The organism is Xanthomonas hydrangeae (assembly GCF_032697525.1).
Taxonomy (GTDB): Bacteria; Pseudomonadota; Gammaproteobacteria; order Xanthomonadales; family Xanthomonadaceae; genus Xanthomonas; species Xanthomonas hydrangeae.
This window is the reverse complement of record NZ_CP103836.1, coordinates 3742991-3763464: the sequence shown is the minus strand read 5'-3', so window position 1 is coordinate 3763464 and position 20474 is coordinate 3742991. Positions and strand designations below refer to the sequence as shown.

Sequence of the window (20474 nt, the reverse complement as noted above, 5' to 3'; positions counted from 1 at the left end):
CTTTTGTGCGAAATGCTTCGGTTTACTGAGGGGCGCTTGCACGCGTACCGGCATGGGACACGCCGCAAGTACGTCCGTGTAGGCTCTTACGCGGCATCCATGCCGCGTAAGGTCCCATGCCGGCACGCGCGCAAGCACCTTCAGTCGTTTCGGTCGCTGAAGGAACAGCGTTGCCTGGTTGGTTGATCATGCCTTGAAGCGTGGCCTTCGCTGGCGAAGTCATGACAAAGCGATAGACAAAAGGCTGCGTCGACTATCGACAACGGAATCTGCAGGCATTACGCCTACACAAAGTCGTTGCTTGCCGATCAGCAATCGCGAAAAGTGGCAGCGTGGTGCCGCGTCCAGGGGCGGGACCGTGTGGCGGCATGGATGCCGCCACCGAGCCTACATGGACGTACTTGCGGCGTATCCCGACACTGGATGCGGCACCGCGCGCAAGCCGAACAAGCAGACGAAGTCAGCTGGTTTCGTGGGAATGCTTCGGTTTGCTGCGGGTGCTTGCACGCGTACCGGCATGGGACACGCCGCAAGTACGTCCGTGTAGGCTCTTGCGCGGCATCCATGCCGCGTAAGGTCCCATGCCGGCACGCGCGCAAGCACCTTCGGATATGATGGGTGGCTGAAGGAAAAGCCGCCTCTCGTTCGTTGCTGGTGGCTCAAGCAAAAGCTGCGGCTGGTTTGCTGACTTTGTGTTGGCTTGTCGGGCAATCAGCTCAAAAGATGCCCCGCTCGCTTACGGCTTCGACAGCCCGTGCAGCTGCTCCATGATCACCTTGGCCAAGGTGGCGTAATCGCCCTTGAAGTGATGATCGCCCGGCAGCGCAACCCGCTTGGCCGCCTGCGCCGGCAGGCTCGGGCAAAGCGCATCCTCATCGTCCTGGCCGTAGATGCACACCGTGGTGCCGGCCGGCAGGCGCTGCACTTCCGGTGCGATCGGCAGGCCGTCGTCGTCCGAACCCAGCCAGTTGCTGACATGGAACTCGTAGTCGGCCAGCTTGCCCACCGACAGCAGCGCCGTCATGCGGACGTTCTGCCTGGTCTGCGCCGGTAGCTGGTTGATCGCTGCGGGCAACACGTCCGCACCTTGCGAAAAGCCGATCAGCACCACCCGCTGACGCTGCCAACGCTGCGCATAGAAGCGCGCGATGCGGTCCAGATCGGTCGCGAAGCCTTGCGGCGTGCGTTCTGTCCAGAAGTAACGCAGCGAATCCAGGCCGACCACCGGAATGCCCTGCGCGGCCAGCGCGTCGGCCACTTCTTCGTCCAGACCCGCCCAGCCGCCATCACCGGAGACGAAAATCACAAAGGTGTCGTCGTCGCTGTCGCCGTCGGGTTTGGCCGGCACTTCCACCACTGGCAGATCGGCCAGCCCGCCCGGCGGCGGCGGCAGGGCCACGCCCTTCTGCTCGCCCAACGAGCGGGCGGCGGCGCGCAGGCCCGGCAAGATATCGCCCTGCGGCGAACGCGTGAACGTACGCGCCTGCGGCACCTGCTTGAGGAAGCTATCTTCGGTCGCGGCCGGGCAACGCTTGTCCTGGCTGCCGGCCAGCACCCACGGGATCTGCAGCGGCACCGGGAGCAGCGCGTTGCTGCCCGGACGCACGCCCGGCTGGCAGATCGCCTGGTCGGAGACCGCCGCCGGGCACAGCCCATCGGTGAGCACGCCGGCCAGCACATGCGGCTTGGCTTGCGCCCCGATCGCATAAGCCAGTGCCGCTCCATCGCCGTCGCCGACCAGCAATGGCAGACGGTAGGTGGGGATGTGATAGAAGGCCTGCAGATAGCGGGAAAAGTTCTCCACATCGCCCACCGAGAACGCGCAGGTACCGCCGGCCTTGCGCAGCACCGCGTACAGATGCGCGGTGTCCACCATCGCCACCATCGCGCCATCGGCACGCAAGCTTTCTGCCTGCGCCTGGCGCTTGGCGGCATTGCCGGCACCGCTCAGCCAGATCACCACACGCTGCGGCTCGCCCTTGGGCATCAGCACCGGCACCTGTTCGAAACGGCCATGGCTCACCGGTTGCGGTGCCTGTGCGGCGACCGCGCCCGATAGCGCCAACACCGCCGCACCGCAGAGCGCGCTCCACATCTCAAGTCGTCGCATGTCGCACCATCGGAAAAAGTGGTTCAAAGATAATCGTTCCAGGCTGCAGCGCGAAGCGCGACGCTTCGCTTACGGCGCACCCGCTTGCTGACGCGCTTCCCAGGCTGCCAGTGCCTGCCGGTAGCGCGCCAGTTCCTCGGCGTACAGATCATGCACGCACAACGGGCAACCGCTTTCGCAGCATTCGTTGGGCGCAGGCGGCTCGGGGGGTTGCGGGCGTGGATCGGTGGCGGAAACGGCGCTGTCGTGCATGCGTCATTGTAGCGTGCGCTGTCGCTGCGCCTGAAGCGCTCGGATCAGCGGCCGCACGATCAGCGACCCAGCCGCCGGCGCAGATTGGCCCGCGCGGCTGCATCGCAGCGCGCATGGAAGTCATCGCTCAAGAAGATGCGCGGGCGCTTGAGCAGGCCGGCCAGAAAACGCCGGCGGTTGAGCCGGAACAGCACGCTTGGCACATGTCCGCGGTATTCGGCGGCTATGGCACGGTCGTACGCATCGAACACCGCTGCCGGCGCGGCCAGAATCGCCATATCGCAATCCAGAAACAACGCCGCTTCGGCGTCCACGTCCTGCGGCTGCAGCTGCCCGTGACATGCAGTCAGCAGAATCAGGCTCTGCACACGCTGCAGATCCACCTGCGCCTGCGGCCACCAGCGCGGAATGCATTGCGCCGCCCAGTTGGCAGATTCCGCCTCGTTGTCGCTGCGTCCTGGCTGATACACCGCATCGTGAAACAACACCGCCAGCCAGACCTCGGCCGGCTGCTGCCAGCCCGGCCCGGCGGCGACCTCGGCGTAATGCTGCAGCAGCGCGCGCACATGGCCGAAGTGATGGTAGGCGCGCGGTGGCGTGGCATAGGCCTGTTCGAGCGCGGCCAGGTGCTCGGCCTGCAATGGCAGTGGTGCGGTGGCGTCCATGCACGCAGGCTACCGCGTGCGCGCCCGGCTGCACATCAGCGCAGCGACCAGCGGCCTTCGATCTGGGAACGCGACTGGCCGAGAAAGCTGCGCACCAGCGCGAACTCGCGCACCGTCCAGGCGAGCGTATCGCAGCGCCGTTGCGGCAACGCCTGATTGCAATACAGCAGCGTCATATGCGGGGTGTACTGCGCATCGCCGGCAATGCCCACATGCGCCAGTTGCCGACCCAGTGCACCTTGCAATTCATACAACCCGCGCACCTGTTCTTCGCCGCGCAACACGCACGGCAACTGCGAACGCCGTCCACCGAAGGTGCCAACCCGATCGAACGCCACGTCGAATGCATCCAGCGCCACGCGCTCGGCCGCCTGACTGGCGCGGCTCACCAACGACGGCGGCAAACCGCCTGCGTAATCGCCCAGATGATGCAAGGTCACATGCAGCCGCTCGCGCGCAAGCGGCTTGCCATCGACCTGACCGCTACCAAGCAACCCTTCGGCGATGATTGCCGCACGCTCGGCAGTGCGCGCATCGGCCATCACCGCAAAAAACAAACGCTCGGTGGTCTTCTCTTCCCCCAGGCCCAGCGACAACTGCGCCTCGGCCGATGACAGATACAGGAACTGCTGTTTCATGGGGTAAGTCCACGACCGCACATGCGGGCCTGCCGGAGGAAGGGCGGCGGATACTAGCAGACAGGGCGGGTGTCCGATACACACAAAAATATGGCTGGCCACGTGGAACGCGTACGGTTGCATGGAACAGAACACGTGCGCCGTATCTGCATGTGCGCCTGCATCCGCCACACAAAAAGAAACGGGCAGCTTGCGCTGCCCGTTTCCGCCTTTATCGGTTTACTCCGCGAGCTGCATCACCTGGATGCGCTGCGGTCACGCACGCAACTTATGCGGCGCTTTTCATCGCGTGCTTGCGGTTACGCATCACGTCATGACATGCACGCACTTCCGGCAGCAGGCGCAGAGCGGCGTCGCGTGCAGCGGCCGGAGTATCCTGGTCGGCGATGGTTTCATCGAACGCCTTCAACAGACGGTCTTCGGACTCTTCCAGCTCGGCCACGTAGCCATATTTGGTGTCGCCCAGCGTTGCACGGACCTTGCCGTAGAACTGCTGCATGCTGCCGACCATGGTGCCGCTGGTCTTCGGCTCGCCGCCGGCGGCTGCGACAACACTGCTCAGATTGCTGACGATGTCGGACTTGACGCCAGCGATGCGGCGAAACAACGTCGCAAGTTCTGCATCGTCGACCTTGGCTGCGGCTTCATCGTAGAAGTCCTTGCCGTCGCGGGAAATGGCGATGAGGTCGTTGAGGCTATGCTCGGTCTTGCTCTGAATGCTCATGTGTCGCTCCTTGTTGCGGTGGGCCAACGCTGCGTCGTCTAGCAGATGCGGTCGCGCCGGCTTTGGGATGAGGCAATCGATGCGTTGATTGCGCTGCAGTGGTGTTGTGTACGGCCCCATAGTGGCGTTTCGCGCATAATCTGCATGTGAGTTATGTGTGCCGCTTCCTCACGCGGTCATGCAGGCAATGAATAGCGATTCATCGATGCCAACGCAAAGTCAAAACTCACCTGGGTTGCCGGCTTGCCCACATGTTGTCGACCAGATTGGGATACGGCCGCCCGGCTTCTTCCGCACGTTGTTTCGCCGCAGCTTTTTGTGCATCGCTCAGCGGTGTAGAGGCGGATTTACGCTTGGGATTGGGGCGCTTCCACGGCGGTGGAGTGAACTCGGTCATGGCACTGTTCGGTCCGCTTGTGTTCGAGCCTGCAGTCTCGGTGCGATGCCGTGAGTTGGCTGTGGATACGCTGTGCGTTTGTGCGAGCTACCGAACGCGGCAATGCGGATCAGCTCGCCGCCAACACACGTTGCCGACGCTCCTGCCACACCGCCAGCGCGTATACCAACAAACCGCCCAGCGCGGTTGCCGCGCCCACATACCCGGTGGAGGTCCAGCCCCAGCCTGCGGTGATCGCCATGCCACCCAGCCACGGGCCCAAGGCATTGGCGGTATTGAACGCCGCGTGGTTGGATGCTGCCGCCAGGGTCTGCGCTTCGGCTGCCACATCCATCAAACGCGTCTGCAGTGCGGGGGCCAATGCGCCCATGGTGCCTACGGCCACGATGGAGACGAACACCCACAGGCCCGATTGCGCGGCCAACGGAAACGTCAGCATCACCACCACCGACCACACCAACAGCATCGGCACCGCGCGGAACTGCATGCGATCGAACAGCCAGCCGCCCAGGATGCTGCCGAGCACGCCGCCGACACCGAACGCCACCATGGCCAGGGGAATCCGCGCCGGCTCCACGCCGGTGACGGCAGTCAAGGTCGGCGCCAGATAACTGAAGACGCAGAACATGCCGGAAAAACCCACTGCACCGATCGCCAATGCCAGCCATACCTGTGGCTGATTGAACGCGCGCAGCTCGCGCAACGGCTGTTGACGTGGCTCGTCCGGCGCGGGCGGCAAGCGTGACGCCACTGCGGCAACCGTGCACAGCGCAAGCACCGACACCGCCGCGTACGCCCAACGCCAGCTCACGATCTGGCCCAGCCAGGTCGCCAGCGGGTTGCCCACCAGCAAGGCGATGCTCAGGCCCATCAACACCCGGCCCACTGCGGTGGCGCGTTGATGGGGCGGGCTGATCGATGCGGCCACCAGCGAGGCCACGCCGAAGTACGCACCATGCGGCAAACCCGCGATAAAACGGCACAGCAACATGGTGTGATAGCCCGGCGCCAACGCACTGGCCAGGTTGCCCAACGCGTAGAACACCATCAACAGCAGCAACAAGGTGCGCCGTGGCCAGCGCGCGCCAACAATCGCCAGCAACGGTGCCCCGACCACCACACCCAACGCATAGGCACTGATGATGTGGCCCACCTGCGGCTCGCTGATCTGCAACCCCCGCGCGATCTGCGTCATCAACCCCATGGTCGAGAATTCGCTGATGCCGATCGCAAAGCCGCCCATCGCCAGCGCGAACAGGATCAGCACGTAATCGCGCCGCAAGACGGGCGGCGGTGAGAGAGCGATATCGGACATGCCCGACTCCAGAATGACGGGGCGGCTTATTATTGTGCAATGCAGCATCGAGCGAAAGGACGCCGCTTGCAGCGATTCAGCGCCAGGCCCGGCGCGTCACGGTTCGGCGCCTTTTATGACGATGAAAGACGCTGTGTCCTATCGGCGTCGCTCGAATCCGCTTGGGTCCGCCACCATCGCTAGGGGGCACTCGCGATCGGCGCGGTGTCGCGCCTGGCGCGTGATCCACACCCAATTGGTTGCTGATGTCCAAATCCACTGAATCCCCGTTGTTCTCCCCGGTGCGCTTGGGCGCGCTGGATCTTGCCAACCGCGTGATCATGGCGCCGTTGACGCGCAACCGCGCCGCTGCCGGGCAGGTGCCCTCCCCGCTTGCCGCCGAGTACTACGGCCAGCGCGCCAGTGCCGGATTGATCGTGGCCGAAGGCACCCAGATCAGCCCGCTCGGTCAGGGCTATCTCGACACGCCCGGCATCCACACTAAAGAACAGGTCGAAGGCTGGCGTGCGGTCACTGATGAAGTGCATCGCCGCGGCGGCAAGATCGTGCTGCAGCTGTGGCATGTCGGCCGCGTCTCGCATACCAGCGTGCTGCCGCCGGGCGAATCGCCGGTCGCGCCCAGCGCCATCCGCGCCGAGGGCAAGACCTTCACCAAGAACGGCTTTGAAGATGTGTCCGAGCCGCGCGCACTGGCGCTGGACGAAATTCCCGCCCTGATCGAGGACTATCGCATCGCCGCGCGCAACGCCATCGATGCCGGCTTCGATGGCGTGGAAGTGCATGCGGCCAACGGCTACCTGCTCGACCAGTTTCTGCGTGACGGCTCCAACCAGCGCACCGACGCGTACGGCGGCGATATCGAAAACCGGACCCGTCTGCTGACCGAGGTGGTGCAGGCGATTGCCGACGAGATCGGCGCCGAGCGCACCGGTGTGCGCCTGTCGCCGGTCACGCCGGTGTACGGCATGCACGACTCCGATCCGCAGCCCTTGTTCGAGCGTGCGGTCGAACGTCTCAACCTGATCGGCGGGCTGGCCTTCGTGCACGTGATCGAAGGCGCAACCGGCGGTCCGCGCGACAACGTGGCCTTCGACTACGCCGCGCTGCGCGCGAAGTTCGACGGTGCCTGGATCGCCAACAACAGCTACGACAAGGCGCTGTCCGAAAAGGCCATCGACAGCGGCTATGCCGATGCGATCGCCTACGGCCGCCCCTTCATCGCCAACCCGGATCTGGTGCGTCGCCTGCGCGAAAACGCCCCGCTGGCCGACTTCGACCAGGCCACCATGTACGGCGGCGGCGCCGAAGGCTATACCGACTACCCCGCATTGCCGAACTAGGCCCGGCTGGCACACCGGCTGCGCTCAGCATCAAGCGCGCGCAGTCGATGCTTCAGATCTGCCTGTACATGCGCGCACTGCGGCTCTGAGCACATCGCCCACCGACTCCTCAGATGAGCGCAGCGCGGACCTCTGCCCGATTGCCATCGCGATTGGGCGACCGTCTTGCGTCTGCAAATCAATCGTTGACCCAGCGCGCAAGGCCGAACGCTTATGCATTGGTTGCGCCACAGCCTCGTTGAGTACCCAACCGCAGACACATCGCGCCCATCGCAACGCCGGCACCTTCGCATCGCGCGCCGACACCAGTAGCAACCACATGACGCGCACACCCTGCCCCGCTAGGATCGTGCCGACACTGCTTTCTGGAATGCCGATGCGGCCCCTGCTCACTTCCGTTCTTTTGTGCACGCTGCTGATCTGCGGGCAAGCCATTGCCGTGCCGTTCTGGGGCGCGCGCCAATCCAGCCCTGCCGAAACCGCGCCTGCACAGCTCAAACCGGGCGAATGGATCTGGGGCGGCGTCAGCAAGGGCTGGGGGCCGATGGCGGTGATCGTCAGCCTCACCGAGCAACGCGCCTATGCGTATCGCAACGGCATCCTGATCGGTGTCTCCACCATCAGCTCCGGCAAGCCCGGGCACGAGACGCCTACCGGTGTGTTCACCATCCTGCAGAAGGACAAGGACCACCGCTCCAACATCTACAACGCCGCACCGATGCCGTATCAACAACGACTGACCTGGGACGGCGTGGCCCTGCATGCCGGCGGCTTGCCCGGTTATCCGGAATCGCATGGCTGCGTGCATCTGCCATCGGAATTCGCGCGGCTGCTGTTCGACAACTCGAACATGGGCATGGTGGTGGTGGTCGCGCAGGCGGGCGTGGACGCCGACGCAGTGGTGCATCCACGCGCACTCAGCCCGATCGACCCGACCACCGGCGCGCAGCGCGCATTGCTGCCGCTGCCCAACGGCCAGGCATTTGCATGGCAACCGGAGCTGGCCCCCACCGGCCCGATCTCGATGCTGGTCAGCAGCAGCGACCAGCAACTGGTGGTGTATCGCAATGGTGTGGAAATCGGACGTGCGCAAGTCGCGCTGCACGCGCAACCGGGCGCCGCGCCGCTGGGCACGCAGGCCTTCATCGTCGGCCAGGGTTTTCTGCCCGGCGAACTGCCCGGCCTGCCAGGTCAGCGCATGCCCAACTGGATGCGCATCGGCATCCCCGGCAGCAATGCAGCGGCCGGACAGGCGCTGGACGCCGACACCATCGCGCGGCTGCAGGTTCCGCCGGCATTTCTGGCTGGATTGCTGCCGTTGCTGACGCCTGGCGTGGTGTTGGTGGCCACCGATCAACGCATTCTTCCCGAGACCACCGGCGGCAAGTTGCAGGTGCTGAATTCCGATCCGCCCGAGGCGCCTTGAGCGCAAGCTGCGCAGCGTTATCGCAGCAGCAAGGTGCAAGCTGCAAGGTGCGCGTGAGGCTGCGCGCGCACATGGTCGCTGGCGATGCCCAGCGCAGGCAGCCCGTCCGGTTTTGTCGAACGCTCGACGCGTCGCACGTTGCGATTGTCAGCGCAGCCTGCTTGGCAGATGATGCAGCCATACCTCATTGCCAAGGATGTGCGTGATGCGTGTACTCACTGCGGTTCTGCTCGGCAGCACGCTTTTCAGTTGCGCGTTATCCACTGCATCGGCCGAGCCGCTGCGCCCGGCCGCACCAAGCGCCGAGTGTCTGGATGCACGCCAGCTGGCCGAGCTGCATCAAGCCGATGCGCGCACGCTGGCCGTGGCCGAACACGGCGGACGACTGTTCCGCCTCACCCTGGCGCAGGATTGCCCGCAACTTGCCGCGCAAGCGGATGTGAGCCTGTTGGCGGCGCACGGTTGGGTCTGCAATGGTGCGCAAGCGTACGTGAGCACCGCTCAGCAACGCTGCGCGATCAGCCAGGTCGCCACGCTCAGTGCGCGCGAGTACGCCAGCGCAGCCAGGCAACGCGACCACAGCGGCGTGCCGACCCTGGAAGGCGTCAGCGTGCGCGAATCGCGTCGGCGCAATTTCGCCGGCTCATCCAGCTATTGCTTCAATCCCAGCATGCTGCGTTCGTGGTCGGAAGATGGCCAAGGTTTGGTGGTGGAAGTCTCGCCACGTCATCCCGGCACGCACCGCCACTACCGTGTGGAACTGATGGACAGCTGCCGCGAACTCAGCGGCGCGCCGCCGATCCGCTTCGTGTCCGGCATGGGCTTGAATGCCATCTGCGGCAATCCCGGCGACAAGGTCGACGTGCTCGACGAGATGGCGCTTGCCGGCGCGGCTGCCGGATCCGGCCAGCAGGGCGACCTGAGCGCCACGCGCGGTGGCCTGGCCACGCGGATGCGCCAGAGCTGCACGGTTGCAGCGGTGTATCCGCGCGATTGAAAGTGGCGCTTGGTAGGAGCGCGCTTGCGCGCGATGAAGCGTTATCGATAACGCCTCATCGCGCGCAAGCGCGCTCCTACACACGCGGTACGCGGCGTTGCCATCGCCGCAATCGCCTCACGCCTTGCGCAGAAAACAGGTCTTCAACACCAGGCCCTTGATCTTTTCCGAATTGCCTTCGATGTGCTCGGCATCGTCCTCGACCAGGCGGATATTACGGATCAGCGTGCCCTGCTTGAGCGGAATCGACGAGCCCTTGACCTTCAGATCCTTGATCACGCTGACCGTGTCGCCGGCCTGCAGCACATTGCCGTTGCTGTCGCGTACCACCGTCGCGGTCGCGGCAGAGTCGCCCGCACTCCATTCGAAGCCGCAGTCTGCGCAGATCGACAAGGCGCCGTCGACATAGGTGTTGTCCAGGCCACATTGCGGACAGGCGGGAACGGTGGACATGCGATTCCTAAGCTCAAAACGGGCGTGGATTGTAGCGCCCCGGCCGCGCGATCACGTCTCCGGCACGGCGGTGGCGCGATAGTGCGGCGCTTGTCGAATGCCTTGCAGGTCGCGCGTGTCCAATCAATCGGTCTCCCATACGCCCAGCGGCGCGCCTGAATCTGCAGAACATCGGGCTGCCGAGCCTGAGTCCACCGGACCTGGTGCGGCAAAGGCCAATGCCGCAAAGAAGACCGGCTCGCACCTGGTCGTCTACGTAGCCCTGGCCGGCAATCTGGCCATCGCAATCGCCAAGTTCATCGCCGCCGGCATTTCCGGCAGCTCGGCGATGCTCAGCGAAGGCGTGCATTCGCTGGTGGACACCATCAACGAAGTGCTGCTGCTGTACGGCCTGCGGCGCGCAGCGCAGGCGCCGACGCCCACCCATCCGTTCGGCTACGGACGCGAGCTGTATTTCTGGAGCTTCATCGTCGCGCTACTGGTGTTTGCGATGGGCGCAGGCGTGTCGCTGTACGAAGGCATCGTGCATCTGCGCAATCCCGAGCCGGCCAAAAGCCATCTGATCGCCTACATCGTGCTTGGCGTGTCGATCGTGTTCGAAGGCATTTCCTGGGTGGTGGCCTTTCGCGAGTTCCGCGCCAAGAAGGGCCGCATGGGCTATTTCCAGGCATTTCGGCAGAGCAAGGACCCCAGCACGTTCACCGTGTTGCTCGAAGACAGCGCCGCCTTGATCGGCTTGTTCATGGCCTTGCTTGGCCTTGCCGGCGCGCAGCTATTCGACATGCCCGAGCTCGACGGCATCGCCTCGATCGGCATCGCTGGCGTCCTCGCAGTCACCGCGTTCCTGCTGGCACGCGAAACCAAGGGCTTGCTGATCGGCGAGCCCGCACATGCGCACGTCACCGAATCGCTGCTGCGCATTGCCGCCAGCGACCCGGACGTGCGCGCCGCCAACGGCGTATTGACCATGCAGATGGGTCCGAATCAAGTGGTGGCTGCGTTGAGCGCCGAGTTCGAAGACAGCCGCACCACGCCGCAGATCGAAGCCTGCGTCGGGCGCATCGAGGCCGCCGCCAAACGCCAGCACCCCGAGCTCACCGCACTGTTCATCAAGCCGCAAACGCCTGAAACCTGGCATGCACGGCGTACCGAGATCGAACGCGGCGCACACCCCGACTAGCGCGCGGCGCGTGCGTTGGGGTGCACGTTGAAACATGCGAAACACCTGCTGACGTGCGATGCAAAACGTCCGCCGCGTCGCAGTTCCAGTGCAGCCAGACAGTCGACCCATGACCGTCGGCTGCAGGCATGGCCCAACCTGACACCACCACGACCAAGCTGATCCTCGCCCTAACCGCCGGATCGGCTGCGGTTGCATGATCGAAGGCGATTGCCTACGGTGGGCGTGCAGCATCTCTTCGCATCGTGAATCAGCCGATGCATTCCACTCGATCACCGTCATGGAGGTTTCCAATGGAAATCAGCCAGGGTCGCGTTGCGACCATTCACTACACTCTTTCCGACGACACCGGCCAGGTGCTGGACCGCTCCACGCCGGACACGCCGCTGAGCTATCTGCACGGCGCCGGCAATATCGTGCCGGGCCTGGAGCAGGCGCTGGATGGCAAGCGCCTGGGCGAAACGCTCACCGCCGATGTGGCGCCCGAACAGGGCTATGGTCCGCGCCATGCGCAATTGATCCAGCAGGTGCCGCGCGACGCCTTTCCCACCGATATCGAAGTGGTGCCGGGCGTGCAGTTCGAGGCCCGCACCCAGCAAGGACCGGTGCTGGTGACGGTCACCGACGTCGGCCCGGAGCATGTCACCGTCGACGGCAACCACCCGTTGGCTGGGCAGACCCTGCATTTCGCGGTCGAAGTCATCGAAGTGCGCGAGGCCACCACCGAAGAACTGAACGAAGGTCACGTCGCCAACCTTGCGGCATGAGCCATCGCGCCGTGCGCCTGCGGGTGTACGGCGCTTCGGCTGCTGCGACCTCTACGCAACCCTTTGCCCACGAGGCAAACGGCAGAAGTAGTAAAGTGCGCGGCCCGCTCATAGGCCCGCCTGCATGAAACTCGGCATCGACTTCGGTACCAGCAATTCCGCCGCTGCGGCGATCGTCGATGGCCAGGTGGTGCCGGTGCGGTTCGGGCAGGACCTGCAGTTCCGCACCACGGTGTATTTCCCCGAGACCATGCGCGACCCGGACGATTTCAGCCTCACCCCGGCGCTGGAATATGAGGTGGAACGGCTGATCGACTCGGGCCGCCGCGATGCGCTTGCCGCCGGCCGCACGCCCGCCAACGACAGCCTGCGCCGCGATGCGATCCGCATCGTGCGCCGCCAATGGATGGAAGAACAGGTACGCGAGCCGCGCAGCTCTGCCGCCCTGCTGCAGAACGCGGTCTATGGCGACGAGGCGCTGGATGCGTATTTCCTCGAAGGCGAAGGCAGCCTGGTGCAGAGCCCCAAGTCGATGCTCGGCTACAACCTGCATCCGCGCGCCCGCCAGACCATCACCGGCATCGCCACGCACGTACTGGAACACATTCGGCTCACCGCCTCGCGCCAGTTCGACATCAACATCCGCAGCGCCACGCTGGGTCGCCCGGTGCAGTTCCGCAGCTCGATCGGCGAGGCCGGCAATGCACAGGCACTGGAGATCCTGCAGACCGCCGCAATCGCGGCGGGCTTCGATACAGTGGATTTCCTCGAAGAACCCGCAGCCGCCGCCATGCACTACCACGTCAGCCACGACACCCGGCACGACACCGTGGTGGTGGACATCGGCGGCGGTACCACCGATATCGCGCATGCCAGCGTCGGCGGCAGCGACGCGCCGCAGGTGCACCGCGCCTGGGGCATCGCACGTGGCGGTACCGATATCGATCTTGCGCTGAGCCTGGCTGCCTACATGCCGCTGTTCGGCCGCGGCATCACCCGCGTGCCTACGCACCATTACGTGGAAGCGGCAATGGTGCAGGACATGACGCGCCAGCGCGAATTCCGCCTGCACAAGTACCAGGACGTGCCCGCCCCGTTCGACAAGCGTCTGCAGGCGCTGCAGGACACCGGCAACACCGCGCGCCTGTATCGCGGCGTGGAAGCCTGCAAGATCGCGCTCAGCGAGCGCGACCAGCATCAGGCGGCGCTGGACTTCATCGAGCGCGGGCTGGGCGTGGACGTGCAGGCCAGCGCACTGGTGGCGTCCGCTTCCAACTATCTGGGCGAACTGGAAGGCCTGCTCGCGCAGGTGCGTGCCGACCTGGCCGCACCGCCGGCCACGCTGTTCCTCACCGGCGGCATGTCGCGCGCAGGCTATATCCGTGACACGGTCGCGGCCGCCTTCCCGGAATCGCGCCTGGTGCAAGGCGATCCATCCTTCGGTGTGGTCCAGGGCCTGGCCTGGGCTGCCGCGCGGTAAGCGGTAGCTGGATGATCGGTTAGCTGTGCACAGCACGCGTTAACGCAATCGGGCGCAACTTCCCATATAATGCACGGTTGCTGCCGGACGCCCCGCCGTCTTGTCTGCAAGGCACGCTCGCCGTGCCGCCGCGATTGCGCACCGAACGCGATCGCACCTCTCGACATCGCTTCTGCGCGCGCCACCCTAGCCGCACGCGATGTCCTTGCACTTCCCCGCTACAGGAGGCCACATGGCACGTCCCGCGACCAAGCAGAAATCCCAGCCCAGCATCGCTCGCAGCGAAGGCAAGTCGCAGCCGCTCAGTCGTGAGCGTATCGCTGCCGACATCGCCGCGTTCCGCAAGACCGGCGGCAGGATTGAAGTGCTCACCACCAACTTCGGCCCAGCTCGCAACGATGGCGACAAGATCGCCTAAGCGTTGCCCCGAAGTGTTTGCTCAACGTGCCACCGCAAGGTGGCACGCTTGTTTCAGGAATCAGAATCCAGCCGTCAGTTGCTGTAATCGATGCGCACCGAGCCCGAGTGCGATTCCAGTTTGACGTCGCCATTGCCCGCCCCCAGCCTGGTTTTCAGGCTCTTGCCCGGACCGTACTCCGGCCGCTCCACCTGCCCGGCCACCGAGCGGATGTCGCCACTGAACACCTCCACCTGCAGCGCCGCCGAGACATTGCGCGGCACACCCAGGGTGATCGAGCCGCTGACACTCTCCGCCGCGATACTGCCGCCGGGCGCCAGCCCGGTCACCGTCAGCGCCGTCCCCCCGGACACGCTCTCGGCGCGCAGCTGCGACACCTGCCCCGCGCCAACCCGGATCTGGCCGGAAACGGACTCGACCGACAGCACCCCGCTGGCGCCCGAGGGCGCATCGATCTGCCCGCTCACCGTGCCCAGCGTCAGCCGCCCACTGGCCACCGAGCTACGCAGCGAGCCGCTGACAGTTTCCAGTTGCGCCTCCTTGGCGCGTCCACCGGCGACCACATCGCCGCTGACCGACTTGAGCTGCAACCGCGCCAGATCGACCTGATCGACATCGACCGAGGCACTCACCGCCTCCACGTCCAGTAACGCCGCACGCGGGATCCGCAACTCCAGTTGAGCGCCCTTGCTGCTGCGGCCGTTGCGCGGGTAGATCACCTCGAGCTGCAGCAAGTCCGGGCTTGCGTCGACATCCAGCCGCTGCCCCTCGCCCAGGCTGCCGGTCAGCGCCACCTCGTCCCGATCCCAGCCGCGCACGCGAATCTGCCCGGCAATGTTTTGCACCTCAACGCGCCCGCCGCGCGCCAGCGGATGGGTCTGCTTCAGCGCGGTCTGCGCCGCTGCCGGCGCGGCGCACACCGCAGCCAGCAGCAACAGGGAAAGATGGACGTAACGCATGGGCATGCTCCTCAGCTGGGGAAAGACGCCTCGCCCTGCGCGGCGAGACGGGTCAATTGCAGCCGCTTCGCATAGGTGCGCTGCAGCTGCGACAACAAAAATGCAGAGCGCGGGCTCTGCGCGATCGCGGCGTGGATGGCCTGTACGCTCTGATCGAGCTCGTCCAACGCAGGACGCAGATCAGCCGGCACCTGCTGCACGGGGAACGCAGCAATCGCCTGCCGGTACTGCCCGGCCATCGCCTGTGCCTGCGCCACCAGCACGGGCTGCACGGGCGGGCGCGCCTGCCGATCGAGCCCGGGCACGATGACCACCAACGCCAGCGCAGCGGCGAGCGCCACACCCAGTGCAGGCCAGGCCCAGGCGCGATGGCGGCGCGGCGTCAATGCGACCAGGTTGGAGTGCGCCGTCAATGCGGGCGCAATGCGCTCCCACACCTGCGCCGGTGGCTGGCGGTGTTGCGGCAATGCCCGCAAACGCGCGCACAACGCAGCGTCGTCGGTCTCGCGTGGATCGTGTGAATCATGGTGATCGTGGTTCATACGGTTTCTCCCAGCCGCGCACGCAGCAAACCGCGCGCGCGATGTAGTTGCGCCTTGGAACTGCCGACCGCCATATGCAGTTGGTCGGCAATTTCCTGATGTTTCCAGCCCTCGATGTCGTGCAGTACCAGCACCGCGCGTGCACGCGGCGGCAATGTCTCCAGCGCGCGCTCCAGATCCATCCGGGTCGATTGGCAATGCGCTGCGCCGGGAATCCCCGCGAGAATCTCGCCGTCGGCATCGTCCACCATGTGATCGCTCGCAGCCGAGCGCGCACGCAACTCCATCAAGGCGGTGTTGACCGCCAGGCGATGCAGCCAGGTGCCCAGCGCACTCTGAAAACGGAATTGCGGCAAGGCCTTCCATGCCGCGATGAAGGTTTCCTGCAACACATCGTCGGCACGCGCCGCATTGCCGCCGCACAGTCGCCAGACCACCGCATACAACCGTGGCGAGTGGCGACGATAGATGGTCTCGTAGGCAGCGCGATCTCCGCGCGCAGCAGCACGCGCCAGGCCGGCGTCGTCGCGGTCGGCGGGGCTGTCGCACTCTGAGGCATCGATGGGCATGGCGGTGTCGAGCATATCCAGTTCGATGCAGCAGACAGCGCAAAGGTTTAAACCCGGCAAACTCTTTTTGTTCGAGCGCGGCGTAAACCTTTTCGCCTGCCGGCGCATCCAATCCTTTCGATAGCGCACTCCTGCGCTGCATCGCTTGCCGGGGCGCGGTCATCGGCCGCTCCAAGCGCAGGCATTCTGATCGGAAGCCCACATGCCGCATGTTCTCGGATTGCTCCTGAGCCTGTGCTCCACCCACTGCCCGGCCCCGCTGCCGATGGATGCGCTGCAGCTCACGCTGACCCCGGCGCGCCTGGAGTTGTGCCTGCTGCGTTTACCGCTCAAGCAGGTGTCTTGCGTCGCGATGAGCACACCATGGGAATGGACGCTGGTGCGTCACCTGGAACAGCGCTGGCAGCGCTTGGTCGCGCTCTCCGCACCCAGTGCGCGTGTTGCGCGCTAGCCCAGCTGCAACTGCATGCTGTCTTCCCCGAGCGCCCCGTTACAATGGGCATCCGCCCAACCTGCACGATGTGATGTCCGCGCCCGATGCGTTGCCCACCATGATCCGTAGCCTGCTGCCGCACTGGAATCCGCAGTGGCTGGCTGTCGCAGTGCCAACGGTGCAGATCGTGTTGATCGTCGCCGTTGCCGCGCTGGTACGGCTGCTGCTGCGGCAACTGCTGCGGCGCTTGTGCACGCGCTACAGCCTGCCGGCTGAAATGATGATCGGTATCCGGCGCGTGGGCAGCTTCGTCATCTCGGTCACCGCCGTGCTGACGGTACTGAACGTGCTTGGCGTCTCCAGCGGCACCTTGTGGACCGCGTTCACCGGGTTCGCGGCGGTCGGTGCGGTGGCGTTCTTCGCGGCATGGAGCGTGCTGTCCAATATCTTCTGCACGTTTCTAATCATCACCACGCGCCCATTCCGCCTGCACGACCATATCGAATTGCTCGAAGGCGGCGACAAGCCGGGCCTGAAAGGCCGCGTGATCGACATCAACGTGATTTACACGACACTGGAAGAAACCGGCGATCACGCCGGAAGCGTGCTGCAGGTCCCCAACAGCCTGTTCTTCCAGCGCACCACCCGTCGCTGGCGCGAGACCAGCCACTTCAACGCCAGCTGAGAAGCCTGCCACGGCCTTCAACGCAGCTGACTGTCCTTGCTGCCACGACGGTTGTAGCCGCCTTGCGCCGCCTGCTCAAGGTCGTGCGCTTCCTGGCAATTCACGCACAGGTGCACGCCCGGCACTGCCTTGCGGCGCGCTTCGGGAATCGCTGCATCGCACTCTTCGCAATGCGTCAGGCTCGGGCCCTGATGCAGCTGGCTCCGCGCGCGCTTGATCGCATCCTCGACGGTTGCATCGATCTGGTCCTGCACCGCCCCATCACCCGCCCATCCGGTCGCCATGATCGCCTCGGCTTGTTGGCTCAGAAGTGGAATATGGGCATGCCCGCAGGCAAATCCAAGCCGGACGTGCACAGTGCGCTCAAATCGGGTGTTCTAGCATCGGGGTATTCGCACTCTTCGAGGAATCTGCAATGGAACAACCTGTCCACCCGTTCTCCGAATTATTCGCCCAGTTGGGTCTGCCATCGGACGAAGTCAGCATTCGCGACTTTATCGATGAGCACTCTCCATTGCCGGGCGATGTGCGTCTGGAAGAGGCGCCCTTCTGGACTCCGGCACAGGCACAGTTGCTGCGTGAAGAACGCCTCGACGATGCCGACTGGATCGTGACCATCGATCAACTCAATATTGCCTTGCACACCACCGCCGAAGACACCGGCGTCTGATCTGCGCAAGAGCGCATCGAAGGCAATGCGGTAGAACTCGCCTGCGGTCTTTACTTTTGCCGGCCGAATACTTGCTCCGGCCCATTCGATTGATCAGATTGCAGTAACAAAAAAGAGCGGCCGGTGGCCGCTCTTTTGCATTCCGGGTAACGCGGCTGGCGTGCGAAGCGCGCGCCGACGCCAGGCACGCGGACGTCAGGTCACCTTCTTGGCGATCGTCACACCCAGCACGAACAGCACGATGGCGATGATGATGCCGGCCCAGAACAGGAACTTGGCAATGCCCATCGCAGCGCCCGCCATGCCGCCAAACCCGAGCGCACCGGCGATCAGTCCGATGATGGCGAAAATAATGGCCCACTTGATCATGTTGTTGTCTCCTCATCCGGCACGGTGCCGTGTTTTTAATCGTGTGCCTGCGGCAATACACCGCAAAACATGCGCTGCACGCTACGCATCCAGGTGTGCCGCATTCGTGAATACGCCTGACACACACCGCCACATTCGCGCGCAGATTCGCCACCGGCACCTGCATCGGCGATCATGTGCACTTCGCAGCACTCGATCGGCATGGACACTCTCCGCTATCTCACCGGTTACCCGCCCGCCGTCCTGGATCAGGTGCGCGAGCTGATCGCGCAGGACAAACTCGCAACGGTGCTGGCACGGCGCTACCCGGACCGCCATGAGATCCGCACCGACCGCCATCTGTACGAGTACGTCAAAGCGATGAAGGAGCGCTACATGCGCTCATCGCCCACCTTGCACAAGGCGATGTACGACAACCATCTGCAGGTGGTGAAGCATGCGCTGGGCACGCACACCGCCATCTCGCGCGTGCACGGCAGCCGGCTCAAGGCCAGCCGCGAAATCCGCATCGCCTCGTTGTTCCGCGATGCTCCAGAGCCATTTCTGCAGATGATCGTGGCCCACGAGCTGGCGCATCTGAAGGAGGCCGATCACAACAGGGCCTTCTACCAGCTGTGCAACCACATGACGCGCGACTACCACCAACTGGAGTTCGATCTGCGCCTGTATCTGACCCAGCTGGCGCTGTCGGCGAACCGCTGATCGCACATCGCCCGGGCAGGGCTTAGGATGCCGCGATGGAACAGACGCATGCACTCGCCGCCCTGACGCAGGCTGCCAACGGGCAACAGCCCGCCGCAATGAATGCCTTGGCGCAGGCGCTGGTGCGCGCCGGGCAGACCGAGCAGGCCTTGGTCTGGTACGCGCGCAGCGCGGCCGCCGGCGATCCCACGGCACTGATCGAAGCCGGGCGCATGCGGGCCTACGGTGTCGGTTGCGATGTGGACATTGCCCAGGCGCTGGCGCACTGGCAGCAGGCCGAGCGCCAGGACTCCGCAGCGGCGCGTTATCTGCTGGCAACGCTGGCAGTCACCGACACTGCGTTGGCGCTGGCGCCGCAGGCATACGCGCAACTGCACGCAGCAGCCTCGGCCGACTACCCACTCGCACTCCGCGCACTGGCCATCCAGCATGGCCGCATCGATGACCCGCAACAGCAACGCCGCTGCGTTGCCCTGCTGGAGCGCGCCGCCGCAGGCGGCGATGCGCTGGCGGCCGCACTGCTGGCAGAGCGCCTGCTGCGTGGCGAAGGCGTCCCGCCGCAGCCTGAGGCCGCGGCGCAGCTGTTGCGGCAATTGCAACCATTGGGCATCGCCGCACTGCCCGATGTGCGGATCTCGCCACCCGATCCCGGTGGCGCCCCCGTTGGCGACGGGGACCACATCAGTTTCGCGCCCCAAAGAAACGTGACGACGCGGCGCCACGACGCGCCCATGATCGAAGAAGTCTCCGGCGTGCTGTCTGCCGACGAATGCCGCCTGCTGATGCTGCTGGCACGGCCGCATCTGCGCGCCTCGCAGGTGGTGGATCCCAACGATGCGAGCACGCACCGAGCGCCGATCCGCACCAGCCGCGGCGCCACGCTGGATCCGATCCTCGAAGACTTCGCTGCGCGTGCAGCGCAGGCGCGCGTGGCCGCCTGCGCGCAGCTGCCGTTGACCCACGCCGAGGCGCTGTCGGTGCTGTGTTACGCGCCGGGCGAGCACTACCGCGCCCATCGCGACTATCTTCCGCCCGGCACGATCGCAGCGGACCGCCCGGCCGCCGGAAATCGCCTGCGCACTGCCTGCGTCTATCTCAACGACGTCGGCGCAGGCGGCGAAACCGACTTCCCGGTCGCGGGCGTGCGTGTGCGGCCGCGTGCCGGATCGGTAGTGTGCTTCGACAACCTGCAGGCCGATGGCCGCCCCGATCCCGATTCGTTGCACGCCGGCCTGCCGGTCACCACGGGCAGCAAATGGCTGGGAACGTTGTGGTTTCGCCAGCAGCGCTATCGGCATTGGTGAACAGATTCATACACAAGCCCCTACCGACGTGGTTTAAAATGTTGCAGCGCGACGTGATCGGACAGGGTCTGCAGACGTC

The 20474-nt window shown here is 65.1% G+C and carries 25 protein-coding genes; 12 read left to right on the top strand and 13 right to left on the bottom strand.

Going from position 1 to position 20474, the window contains the following annotated elements:
• Window positions 1-736: 736 nt before the first annotated feature.
• The 7 genes from NYR97_RS16075 to NYR97_RS16045 form a co-directional block, all read right to left on the bottom strand.
• On the bottom strand, window positions 737-2110 hold the full coding sequence (locus NYR97_RS16075) for a virulence factor (RefSeq protein WP_316694571.1): 1374 nt from the start codon (window positions 2108-2110) through the stop codon (window positions 737-739).
• Between the two features lie 69 nt (window positions 2111-2179).
• A complete protein-coding gene (locus tag NYR97_RS16070; protein ID WP_023903301.1) occupies window positions 2180-2362 on the bottom strand; it encodes an oxidoreductase-like domain-containing protein in 183 nt (60 codons plus the stop codon).
• Window positions 2363-2421: 59 nt separating this feature from the next.
• Window positions 2422-3027, bottom strand: a complete 606-nt coding sequence (locus NYR97_RS16065) for an HD domain-containing protein (RefSeq protein WP_205391992.1) — start codon at window positions 3025-3027, stop codon at window positions 2422-2424.
• A 35-nt stretch (window positions 3028-3062) separates the two neighbouring features.
• Complete coding sequence (locus NYR97_RS16060) at window positions 3063-3665, bottom strand: 2'-5' RNA ligase family protein (protein WP_316694566.1); 603 nt, start codon at window positions 3663-3665, stop codon at window positions 3063-3065.
• 268 nt (window positions 3666-3933) lie between these two features.
• A complete protein-coding gene (locus NYR97_RS16055) occupies window positions 3934-4389 on the bottom strand; it encodes a PA2169 family four-helix-bundle protein (RefSeq protein ID WP_043908767.1) in 456 nt (151 codons plus the stop codon).
• A gap of 226 nt (window positions 4390-4615) precedes the next feature.
• Window positions 4616-4786 carry a hypothetical protein gene (locus tag NYR97_RS16050; RefSeq protein WP_316694563.1) on the bottom strand — a complete coding sequence of 57 codons (171 nt, stop codon included), beginning with the start codon at window positions 4784-4786 and terminating at the stop codon, window positions 4616-4618.
• 109 nt (window positions 4787-4895) lie between these two features.
• On the bottom strand, window positions 4896-6101 hold the full coding sequence (locus NYR97_RS16045) for an MFS transporter (RefSeq protein ID WP_316694561.1): 1206 nt from the start codon (window positions 6099-6101) through the stop codon (window positions 4896-4898).
• A gap of 245 nt (window positions 6102-6346) precedes the next feature.
• On the opposite strand from NYR97_RS16045, the gene NYR97_RS16040 reads away from it, so the two are divergent.
• From NYR97_RS16040 to NYR97_RS16030, 3 genes are all read left to right on the top strand, one after another.
• Window positions 6347-7441, top strand: coding sequence for an alkene reductase (locus tag NYR97_RS16040; protein WP_205391995.1), 1095 nt, complete (start codon window positions 6347-6349; stop codon window positions 7439-7441).
• 370 nt (window positions 7442-7811) lie between these two features.
• Window positions 7812-8867, top strand: coding sequence for a L,D-transpeptidase (locus NYR97_RS16035; RefSeq protein ID WP_316694557.1), 1056 nt, complete (start codon window positions 7812-7814; stop codon window positions 8865-8867).
• 205 nt (window positions 8868-9072) lie between these two features.
• Entirely contained in the window at window positions 9073-9864 is a 792-nt protein-coding gene (locus tag NYR97_RS16030) for a DUF6491 family protein (RefSeq protein ID WP_316694555.1), read from the top strand.
• Window positions 9865-9981: 117 nt separating this feature from the next.
• Here the strand turns inward: NYR97_RS16030 and NYR97_RS16025 are convergent, their stop codons facing one another.
• Window positions 9982-10317, bottom strand: a complete 336-nt coding sequence (locus tag NYR97_RS16025) for a zinc ribbon domain-containing protein YjdM (protein ID WP_115038409.1) — start codon at window positions 10315-10317, stop codon at window positions 9982-9984.
• 115 nt (window positions 10318-10432) lie between these two features.
• Here NYR97_RS16025 and NYR97_RS16020 point away from each other — a divergent pair, with 115 nt between their 5' ends.
• From NYR97_RS16020 to NYR97_RS16005, 4 genes are all read left to right on the top strand, one after another.
• Window positions 10433-11497, top strand: coding sequence for a cation diffusion facilitator family transporter (locus NYR97_RS16020; RefSeq protein WP_425612999.1), 1065 nt, complete (start codon window positions 10433-10435; stop codon window positions 11495-11497).
• Between the two features lie 293 nt (window positions 11498-11790).
• Entirely contained in the window at window positions 11791-12264 is a 474-nt protein-coding gene (locus tag NYR97_RS16015; RefSeq protein WP_316694550.1) for an FKBP-type peptidyl-prolyl cis-trans isomerase, read from the top strand.
• A gap of 124 nt (window positions 12265-12388) precedes the next feature.
• On the top strand, window positions 12389-13744 hold the full coding sequence (locus tag NYR97_RS16010; protein ID WP_006449531.1) for an Hsp70 family protein: 1356 nt from the start codon (window positions 12389-12391) through the stop codon (window positions 13742-13744).
• A 232-nt stretch (window positions 13745-13976) separates the two neighbouring features.
• Window positions 13977-14162 (top strand): hypothetical protein, encoded by a 186-nt coding sequence (locus tag NYR97_RS16005; protein ID WP_010366034.1) that lies wholly within the window; start codon window positions 13977-13979, stop codon window positions 14160-14162.
• A gap of 74 nt (window positions 14163-14236) precedes the next feature.
• Here the strand turns inward: NYR97_RS16005 and NYR97_RS16000 are convergent, their stop codons facing one another.
• From NYR97_RS16000 to NYR97_RS15990, 3 genes are read right to left on the bottom strand one after another with little or no spacing between them, the layout of a single operon-like run.
• Window positions 14237-15121, bottom strand: a complete 885-nt coding sequence (locus tag NYR97_RS16000; RefSeq protein WP_316694548.1) for a DUF4097 family beta strand repeat-containing protein — start codon at window positions 15119-15121, stop codon at window positions 14237-14239.
• Window positions 15122-15132: 11 nt separating this feature from the next.
• A complete protein-coding gene (locus NYR97_RS15995) occupies window positions 15133-15663 on the bottom strand; it encodes a hypothetical protein (RefSeq protein ID WP_316694546.1) in 531 nt (176 codons plus the stop codon).
• Window positions 15660-16247 (bottom strand): RNA polymerase sigma factor, encoded by a 588-nt coding sequence (locus NYR97_RS15990; RefSeq protein WP_316694544.1) that lies wholly within the window; start codon window positions 16245-16247, stop codon window positions 15660-15662. Before NYR97_RS15990 ends, NYR97_RS15995 begins: the two co-directional genes overlap by 4 nt.
• Window positions 16248-16434: 187 nt before the next feature.
• On the opposite strand from NYR97_RS15990, the gene NYR97_RS15985 reads away from it, so the two are divergent.
• Together NYR97_RS15985 and NYR97_RS15980 are read left to right on the top strand one after the other, a co-directional pair.
• Window positions 16435-16683, top strand: coding sequence for a hypothetical protein (locus NYR97_RS15985; protein WP_232372124.1), 249 nt, complete (start codon window positions 16435-16437; stop codon window positions 16681-16683).
• Between the two features lie 73 nt (window positions 16684-16756).
• Entirely contained in the window at window positions 16757-17350 is a 594-nt protein-coding gene (locus NYR97_RS15980) for a mechanosensitive ion channel family protein (RefSeq protein ID WP_210762004.1), read from the top strand.
• Between the two features lie 17 nt (window positions 17351-17367).
• On the opposite strand, the gene NYR97_RS15975 is transcribed toward NYR97_RS15980, so the two are convergent.
• Window positions 17368-17634 (bottom strand): DksA/TraR family C4-type zinc finger protein, encoded by a 267-nt coding sequence (locus NYR97_RS15975; RefSeq protein ID WP_115038393.1) that lies wholly within the window; start codon window positions 17632-17634, stop codon window positions 17368-17370.
• A 131-nt stretch (window positions 17635-17765) separates the two neighbouring features.
• Between NYR97_RS15975 and NYR97_RS15970 the strand changes: the two genes are divergently transcribed.
• On the top strand, window positions 17766-18020 hold the full coding sequence (locus NYR97_RS15970; protein WP_006452845.1) for a DUF2789 domain-containing protein: 255 nt from the start codon (window positions 17766-17768) through the stop codon (window positions 18018-18020).
• Window positions 18021-18215: 195 nt separating this feature from the next.
• Here NYR97_RS15970 and NYR97_RS15965 read toward each other — a convergent pair whose 3' ends face one another.
• Window positions 18216-18389 carry a DUF1328 domain-containing protein gene (locus tag NYR97_RS15965; protein ID WP_006452844.1) on the bottom strand — a complete coding sequence of 58 codons (174 nt, stop codon included), beginning with the start codon at window positions 18387-18389 and terminating at the stop codon, window positions 18216-18218.
• A 174-nt stretch (window positions 18390-18563) separates the two neighbouring features.
• On the opposite strand from NYR97_RS15965, the gene NYR97_RS15960 reads away from it, so the two are divergent.
• Both NYR97_RS15960 and NYR97_RS15955 read left to right on the top strand, forming a co-directional pair.
• Complete coding sequence (locus NYR97_RS15960; protein ID WP_316694538.1) at window positions 18564-19091, top strand: YgjP-like metallopeptidase domain-containing protein; 528 nt, start codon at window positions 18564-18566, stop codon at window positions 19089-19091.
• Window positions 19092-19126: 35 nt separating this feature from the next.
• Window positions 19127-20395: a 2OG-Fe(II) oxygenase gene (locus NYR97_RS15955; protein ID WP_316694535.1), complete on the top strand. Its 1269-nt coding sequence runs from the start codon at window positions 19127-19129 to the stop codon at window positions 20393-20395.
• The last annotated feature ends 79 nt before the right edge of the window (window positions 20396-20474 follow it).

Bases quoted from the DNA above. Each gene is read 5' to 3' on its own strand.
- NYR97_RS16075 (WP_316694571.1), bottom strand. From the start codon at position 2,110: ATGCGACGACTTGAGATGTGGAGCGCGCTCTGCGGTGCGGCGGTGTTG.
- NYR97_RS16070 (WP_023903301.1), bottom strand. From the start codon at position 2,362: ATGCACGACAGCGCCGTTTCCGCCACCGATCCACGCCCGCAACCCCCC.
- NYR97_RS16065 (WP_205391992.1), bottom strand. From the start codon at position 3,027: ATGGACGCCACCGCACCACTGCCATTGCAGGCCGAGCACCTGGCCGCG.
- NYR97_RS16060 (WP_316694566.1), bottom strand. From the start codon at position 3,665: ATGAAACAGCAGTTCCTGTATCTGTCATCGGCCGAGGCGCAGTTGTCG.
- NYR97_RS16055 (WP_043908767.1), bottom strand. From the start codon at position 4,389: ATGAGCATTCAGAGCAAGACCGAGCATAGCCTCAACGACCTCATCGCC.
- NYR97_RS16050 (WP_316694563.1), bottom strand. From the start codon at position 4,786: ATGACCGAGTTCACTCCACCGCCGTGGAAGCGCCCCAATCCCAAGCGT.
- NYR97_RS16045 (WP_316694561.1), bottom strand. From the start codon at position 6,101: ATGTCCGATATCGCTCTCTCACCGCCGCCCGTCTTGCGGCGCGATTAC.
- NYR97_RS16040 (WP_205391995.1), top strand. From the start codon at position 6,347: ATGTCCAAATCCACTGAATCCCCGTTGTTCTCCCCGGTGCGCTTGGGC.
- NYR97_RS16035 (WP_316694557.1), top strand. From the start codon at position 7,812: ATGCCGATGCGGCCCCTGCTCACTTCCGTTCTTTTGTGCACGCTGCTG.
- NYR97_RS16030 (WP_316694555.1), top strand. From the start codon at position 9,073: ATGCGTGTACTCACTGCGGTTCTGCTCGGCAGCACGCTTTTCAGTTGC.
- NYR97_RS16025 (WP_115038409.1), bottom strand. From the start codon at position 10,317: ATGTCCACCGTTCCCGCCTGTCCGCAATGTGGCCTGGACAACACCTAT.
- NYR97_RS16015 (WP_316694550.1), top strand. From the start codon at position 11,791: ATGGAAATCAGCCAGGGTCGCGTTGCGACCATTCACTACACTCTTTCC.
- NYR97_RS16010 (WP_006449531.1), top strand. From the start codon at position 12,389: ATGAAACTCGGCATCGACTTCGGTACCAGCAATTCCGCCGCTGCGGCG.
- NYR97_RS16005 (WP_010366034.1), top strand. From the start codon at position 13,977: ATGGCACGTCCCGCGACCAAGCAGAAATCCCAGCCCAGCATCGCTCGC.
- NYR97_RS16000 (WP_316694548.1), bottom strand. From the start codon at position 15,121: ATGCGTTACGTCCATCTTTCCCTGTTGCTGCTGGCTGCGGTGTGCGCC.
- NYR97_RS15995 (WP_316694546.1), bottom strand. From the start codon at position 15,663: ATGAACCACGATCACCATGATTCACACGATCCACGCGAGACCGACGAC.
- NYR97_RS15990 (WP_316694544.1), bottom strand. From the start codon at position 16,247: ATGCTCGACACCGCCATGCCCATCGATGCCTCAGAGTGCGACAGCCCC.
- NYR97_RS15985 (WP_232372124.1), top strand. From the start codon at position 16,435: ATGCCGCATGTTCTCGGATTGCTCCTGAGCCTGTGCTCCACCCACTGC.
- NYR97_RS15980 (WP_210762004.1), top strand. From the start codon at position 16,757: ATGTCCGCGCCCGATGCGTTGCCCACCATGATCCGTAGCCTGCTGCCG.
- NYR97_RS15975 (WP_115038393.1), bottom strand. From the start codon at position 17,634: ATGGCGACCGGATGGGCGGGTGATGGGGCGGTGCAGGACCAGATCGAT.
- NYR97_RS15970 (WP_006452845.1), top strand. From the start codon at position 17,766: ATGGAACAACCTGTCCACCCGTTCTCCGAATTATTCGCCCAGTTGGGT.
- NYR97_RS15965 (WP_006452844.1), bottom strand. From the start codon at position 18,389: ATGATCAAGTGGGCCATTATTTTCGCCATCATCGGACTGATCGCCGGT.
- NYR97_RS15960 (WP_316694538.1), top strand. From the start codon at position 18,564: ATGTGCACTTCGCAGCACTCGATCGGCATGGACACTCTCCGCTATCTC.
- NYR97_RS15955 (WP_316694535.1), top strand. From the start codon at position 19,127: ATGGAACAGACGCATGCACTCGCCGCCCTGACGCAGGCTGCCAACGGG.